This is a genomic window from Methanobrevibacter cuticularis (assembly GCF_001639285.1).
Taxonomy (GTDB): domain Archaea; phylum Methanobacteriota; class Methanobacteria; order Methanobacteriales; family Methanobacteriaceae; genus Methanobaculum; species Methanobaculum cuticulare.
Genome location: NZ_LWMW01000151.1, coordinates 1 through 6150, shown reverse-complemented (window position 1 = coordinate 6150; position 6150 = coordinate 1). Strand labels below are relative to the sequence as shown.

Sequence of the window (6150 nt, the reverse complement as noted above, 5' to 3'; positions counted from 1 at the left end):
CACAAAAATTAGAAACAACACACAAATTCAAAACAAACGAAGGATTACTAGAATATCTAGCACTTCACATGGAAAAACCCCCAATCTAAACAAAAAAATAAAAAAACTCCACGAAAGTTTACACCCTTCATATAATAGTAACATTTAAATATAGTGAGTGGTAAATATTTAAAATAATACATAGGTATTAATGATTTTAGGAATTATATTAATCAAAGTATTACTTTGATAGTATATATTTAATACTAGTTAGTATTATTTTTCATGACTTTTAGTATTATTTTTCTGATTTCATTAAACTGGTTATATGAATGATGATAAATGTAAAAAAAATATTAATAGGTATTTTATATGTTTGTTTATTTTTTGTTTTGACTTTTGCAGTATCTTCGTGTGTATATAGTGCTAGTTTTTCTAATGTGCAGGATGATGTCAATTCAGCTTCTTCTAATTCTGTTATTACTTTAGAAAATACGACTTATACAAGTGATGGGAATTATATTAGAATCGATAAGAATTTGACTATTCAAGGTCCTTCTGGTAAATACGCTACTTTAGATGGTGATAGTAAAAGTAGAATAGTTTTAGTAGACTTTGACTCTATTGTTACCTTTAAAAGAATAATTTTTATCAATGGTTATCCTGGAGCAGGATCTGGTGCAGCAATTGCAACGAGAAGCAAAATTACCGTCGATGACTGTATTTTTAGAAACAATAAAGGCGAATCCGGTGCAGGTATTTTCTTGAGTTCTAATGCTGAACATTCAACGATAACTAATTCTAGATTCATATCTAACGCTGCAAATGTACCTGGAGAGGATGACTGGGTAGAAGGCGGAGCAATCGACATCCATGCTAACTATACAACCATATCAACTTGCTATTTTGGGAGCAATAGTGCTAATGATGTTGGAGGAGCCATTAACTTTGCTTCTGGAACTATAGGTCATAAAATATCTAATTCTAATTTCACTAGCAACTATGCAGAAAATGGCGGTGCCATAAGAATAATTGGCAGTAAACTTGCCATTGAAAACTGTCAATTTACTAACAACACTGCTAGAACTAGTGAAGGTGGAGCTATTCGTATCCAATCATCAGAAATAAATATCACTGGTTCCAACTTTGCAAACAACATCGCTAAGCTTCATGGTGGAGCAATATACAGTGGAGGAAACGCTTCAACAAATTTAACCATCAAATCTTCTACTTTTTCTAATAACAATGCTAATCAAGGAGGAGGAATATATTCAAACAGAACTTTGACTATAAACTCTTCTACAATTCAAAACAATAAAGCAACAAACCAAGGTGGAGGAATTTATACTAATGTTGGCAATACTATAATTTCTAGTTCTAAATTCACGAGTAATACTGCTAAATCCGGTGCTGGTATTTATTCTAATGGTTCTTTAAGAATATCTTCTTCTACTCTTAAAAGTAATAAAGCTACAAATGATGGAGGGGCTTTGTACATAAATGGAAGCTCAGCAAATATTGTTAGTTCTAAATTTAATGAAAATTCTGCTAAATACGGAGGCGCAATATATACATCAAGGCCTACAACATTATCTTCTGTTGCACTGACAAAAAATAAAGCCTCTTCTGATGGTGGAGGAATCTATTCTAAAAGTACATTAAATATGACTGGAGGAAGTATAAAAAGTAACATAGCTACTTATGGAAGTGGGATATTCAACACAGCAACCTTAAGATTATCTAAAGTTTCTTTAGCTTCTAATGTAGCTAAATTAATAGGTGTTGGATTATCAACCCCTGCTTCAGTAGGCCAAGGTAAAAAATTAACAATTAAAACTTATGTCCTAAAAGGAGATAATATAGAAAATTCAATATATAGTAAAACAAATACTATAGTAAAACAAATACTGTACGTATTAACAATAAACTACCCGTAATAAATAATAAAATGCCTAATAAAAGCATTAAATTAAAAATAAATACTAAAAAACTTAATTTAAAATCAGACAAAAATGGAATAGCAACATATAAATTCAAGACAGTTAAAAAATCAAAATCATACAAAATTAAGATAACTGCAAGTTATTCTCTAACTGGCAAAACATTCAAAACTTCTAAATCTGTTACTGTAGGATCAACTCCAAAAAATAATAATACTAATAATCCTAAACCAGGACCTTCTCTTAAAACAAACAAAACTGACATAGATAAGGTAACTGATTACTACAAGAATACTAATTATAATATCGTAAGTATAGATTCAAAGTATATTTGCTATTGGAATTTGAAAATAGGTAATGATAAGGCATATAATCCCTACATACAATATAGTTATGATGTAACTGTGAATAAGAGTGGTGCAATTTCTAAAAAATACATCAAATTTTCTGAGAAATCGTCTAGTGATATTTTGCTTATTGGGGAGAAATTTGATAGTAAATTAAATAAATATTTATCTTACAAGGATAGTCGTTGTCAGGTTAACCATTCTGACATTAAAACTTTAGTTAAAAAAATTATAAGTAGTAATGTTAAAGGTGAGCTTAATTCTTCTAGTAAAGGTAAAGCAATATTTGAGTGGATTAGAAATAATGTAAAATATAAAGGATATGAATGTAGTCATTTTAAAGCAGTTAAAGTTATTAATAGGATTACAACTTTGAAAGGCAGAGAAAATGCAAATTGTGCAGATCAGTCTATTTTATTAGTTAGCATGTTAAGAACTGTTGGTATACCTGCATATTTTGAAAATTGGGCAAACTGTCAATTTGCTAGAACTAGAGGTGGGCATGTTTGGGTACAGGCATATATTTCAAATACGATTAAATATAAGCTAGATACTACTAGTTCAAGAAATTCTTTTGGAATTATTAACAGTTGGAAAAAAGGTAATAGACTATGGTTTTCTGAATCATTAAGCAGGTTATATTTATCATTATGGTAAAATGCATATATTAAATAAAATTTGAAAAGTTAGGATTAATAGTAAAAGGTGTGTATATGATGTATTTTAAAAAATTTTTATTTTGTTTGAGTATTTTTTTCCTTTTCTTTTTCATTTCTGGAGCTTCTGCATCTACTTTTTATGTGAATGAAAGTTGGAATGTAGATGATATTCAAGATTTAATCAATGATGAAAGTGTTAATTTAACTGGCTTACATTTTAATAATACAGGATCTGGTTTTTATAATAGTATTTCACTAGATATTACTCGAGCACTTAATATAACTTGTGATATTGGTGTTACTCTTAGTGGGCTGAGTGATTTTACAGAGTACGCTTTTTATGTTTTGAGTGATAATGTTAGTATAACAGGTTTCACTATTACTGGATACTTTACAGGCGTTATTGCTGAAAGTATTAATAATCTTGAAATCATTGGAAATAATATTTTAAATAATTTTGACATGATTGACATAAGGGATTCTAATAATGTAACTATCGATAACAATGAAATTAATAATGCAGAAAATAATGGTATTAGTATCAGTTCTTCCTCAAATCTCTCAATTTCAAATAATAACATATCTAATATGGGTAGCTATGGTATCTTTTTAGATGAAGTTAATAATACTAATATTACTAAAAACAATATTAAGTATAATGATGAAGGAATTAGAATAGACAGTAGTAATAATAATAATGTTTCTAATAATAATATTACTGATAATACAAATAATGGAATGACCATAGATGAAACAAACAATATTGAAATATCTAACAATAACATAAAAAATAATGATAATGATGGCGTTGACATTTTCTCTTCTAATAATATAGACATAACTAATAACAATATAGAAGATAATAAAGAAAGCGGCATTGTTTTAGATGAAGTTAAGAATGCTAAAATAAAAAATAATAAAATAAAAAATAATGGTTATTATGGTATAAGATCTGGAAGTTCAGATAAACTTACCATTTCACACAATACAATTGAAAACGATGGGGACACTGGTATATCATTATCTGATTCTAATAATACCATAATTACTGATAATTTCATAAGAAATCATGAATATTCTGGCATATCTGCAGATGATTCCATTAATTTAACTATCAACAACAACAATATAACCAATAGTGGAACCGCAATGTACTTGGGTAATATTAATAATGGAACTATTAAAAACAATATTATAAAAAATAATGAAAACTGTGGAATCAATATAGATTACACTAAACTCGTTAAAATTACAAATAACATAATAGATAGAACTAATAACGGAATTTACATTGGTGAAGCTGTTGATACAAATATAACAAATAATACTATAACAAATACTGAATCCGATGCTATTTCTTTAGATAGCTCTGTCCAGTCTATAATTAACAATAATATTATAAAAAATTTTGGAGATTACGGCATCTACTTAGACAAACCTTCTGATGTATTTATTTTATATAATTTTTTGTTTGATAATAAAAAGACAGGAACTGGTATTTATCTCGAAAATTCATGTTATAACAATATTCGTTATAATACTATTTCTAATTGTTATGATGGTATTTACGTTAATGGGTTTATAAATAATGTTATGTATAATCAGGTGAAGAATAATTATAATGGAATTAGGGTTGATGGAGATACCAATACTGTATCTTATAATAATGTCTTTAATTGTTCATATGAAGGAATTACTCTTATATCTGGAATGGATAATAAACTATTGAAAAATAATATTAGTAATTGTAGATATGGGATTGTTTCAAATGATGTTGCAATTATTAAAAATAATATTCTCAATAACAACAAAGTAGGAATGAGTATTGAAGGAGGCATGGCCTGGATTACCAATAATACTGTAAAAAAAAGTACTTATGGTATTAAATCTTACTTAGGATCTTTAATTGCCAATAATAATAAGATTTCTAGTGTAGTATATGGTATATACTCTGAATCAAATCAAAACGAAATATATAAAAATACTATTAAAGCTACAGCTTATGGTATTAAAATTTTGGGAAGTGACAACAGCATAAAAAAGAATATTATATCTGGTTCTAAAATTGGAATTAATATAAAAGGAAACAAAAACAAGATATTTAAAAACAAAATAAAATCAAAAAATTTTGGTATTAATATAATTGGTCATCAGAACTCTTTAACCAGAAATATTGCAAATGGAAATAAATACAATGGAATCATAATTTTGGGAAACAACAATAAAATCGCGAAAAATACATTAAACAAGAATAAATATCATGGTATTAAACTTGTTGGGGATAAAAATGTGATATTAAGTAATAATGTAAAAATTAGAGGGATTAAAGTAAATGGTGATAAAAATACGGTAAGTAAAAATAAATTAGGAAAAACTAAAGGCAAAGATTCAATCCATAGACTCTGTATAAGAGGATATAAAAATATTGTTAAAAGAAACACCAACTAAATTCCTCTTTTAATTATATTTAGGGCGTTAGGTTTTTCACATCTCTGTTAGGCATTGTATTTCTTTTTTTGTTTTGAATCCAGATGATGTGATGAGTCTAGCTAAAAATACATTCAAATAAGTCTTTTTACAAATAGATTCTTCTATATAATGATGTATTCTTCTCAAGGATAAGGCTTGTTTGAGTATTTTATTAAAGTCTTCGATTTTACTTCTAATTCCTTTATAAATTTTCCATTTTCGTAGCATTTCTCTAGATTTTTGAGTTAATGCTTTATATAATTCCTTTTTCTTGTTTTAACCTGTAAAACACTCTAATGGATATGAAATATTATCAAAAACTTTTCTTAAAGGATTTTTACCTCTTGGAAATATTAAAACAGCTGATTAATACTTTATTATTGCTATTTGATAGTTATTATATGTTACTATTATTAAATAATAAATGACATGATTTTTTGTTTTATCTCAGAAGGACTCTGTCAAAAAAGTGGGGTTTTTTTTGAAAAAGTGTGGAGTTTTTTCAAAAATTAGAAAATGTGAATTGAATTTTTTTCACTATTTAGTCCATTATTGGAGATTGTTTGAAAATAATACACTTGAAACGTTACTTGATGAGTTTTTCATTGATAATTAAATAGTTAAATTTTAATATGAAAAAGGACAGATACTTATTTATGACTACAATAAGTAAATCTGCCCTTATAGATAATATTGGTCCTATTCAACTTAAACTTTTCGATTGTATTGAAGAAAAAGTTGATTTTAAAACTAAAG

At 27.0% G+C, this 6150-nt stretch carries 5 protein-coding genes; 4 read left to right on the top strand and 1 reads right to left on the bottom strand.

What is annotated here, in order from left to right; genetic code table 11:
* Nucleotides 1-311 precede the first annotated feature (311 nt).
* From MBCUT_RS09790 to MBCUT_RS09780, 3 genes are read left to right on the top strand one after another with little or no spacing between them, the layout of a single operon-like run.
* Nucleotides 312-1916 carry a right-handed parallel beta-helix repeat-containing protein gene (locus MBCUT_RS09790; protein WP_067260528.1) on the top strand — a complete coding sequence of 535 codons (1605 nt, stop codon included), beginning with the start codon at nucleotides 312-314 and terminating at the stop codon, nucleotides 1914-1916.
* 11 nt (nucleotides 1917-1927) lie between these two features.
* A complete protein-coding gene (locus MBCUT_RS09785; RefSeq protein WP_067260526.1) occupies nucleotides 1928-2923 on the top strand; it encodes a transglutaminase-like domain-containing protein in 996 nt (331 codons plus the stop codon).
* A gap of 59 nt (nucleotides 2924-2982) precedes the next feature.
* The gene (locus MBCUT_RS09780; protein ID WP_067260523.1) at nucleotides 2983-5373 is read left to right on the top strand and encodes a right-handed parallel beta-helix repeat-containing protein; all 2391 of its coding nucleotides are present in this window, start codon (nucleotides 2983-2985) and stop codon (nucleotides 5371-5373) included.
* 36 nt (nucleotides 5374-5409) lie between these two features.
* Here MBCUT_RS09780 and MBCUT_RS11045 read toward each other — a convergent pair whose 3' ends face one another.
* Entirely contained in the window at nucleotides 5410-5622 is a 213-nt protein-coding gene (locus tag MBCUT_RS11045) for a hypothetical protein (protein ID WP_157082575.1), read from the bottom strand.
* Nucleotides 5623-5875: 253 nt separating this feature from the next.
* Between MBCUT_RS11045 and MBCUT_RS11795 the strand changes: the two genes are divergently transcribed.
* A complete protein-coding gene (locus tag MBCUT_RS11795) occupies nucleotides 5876-6010 on the top strand; it encodes a hypothetical protein (RefSeq protein WP_281177988.1) in 135 nt (44 codons plus the stop codon).
* The last annotated feature ends 140 nt before the right edge of the window (nucleotides 6011-6150 follow it).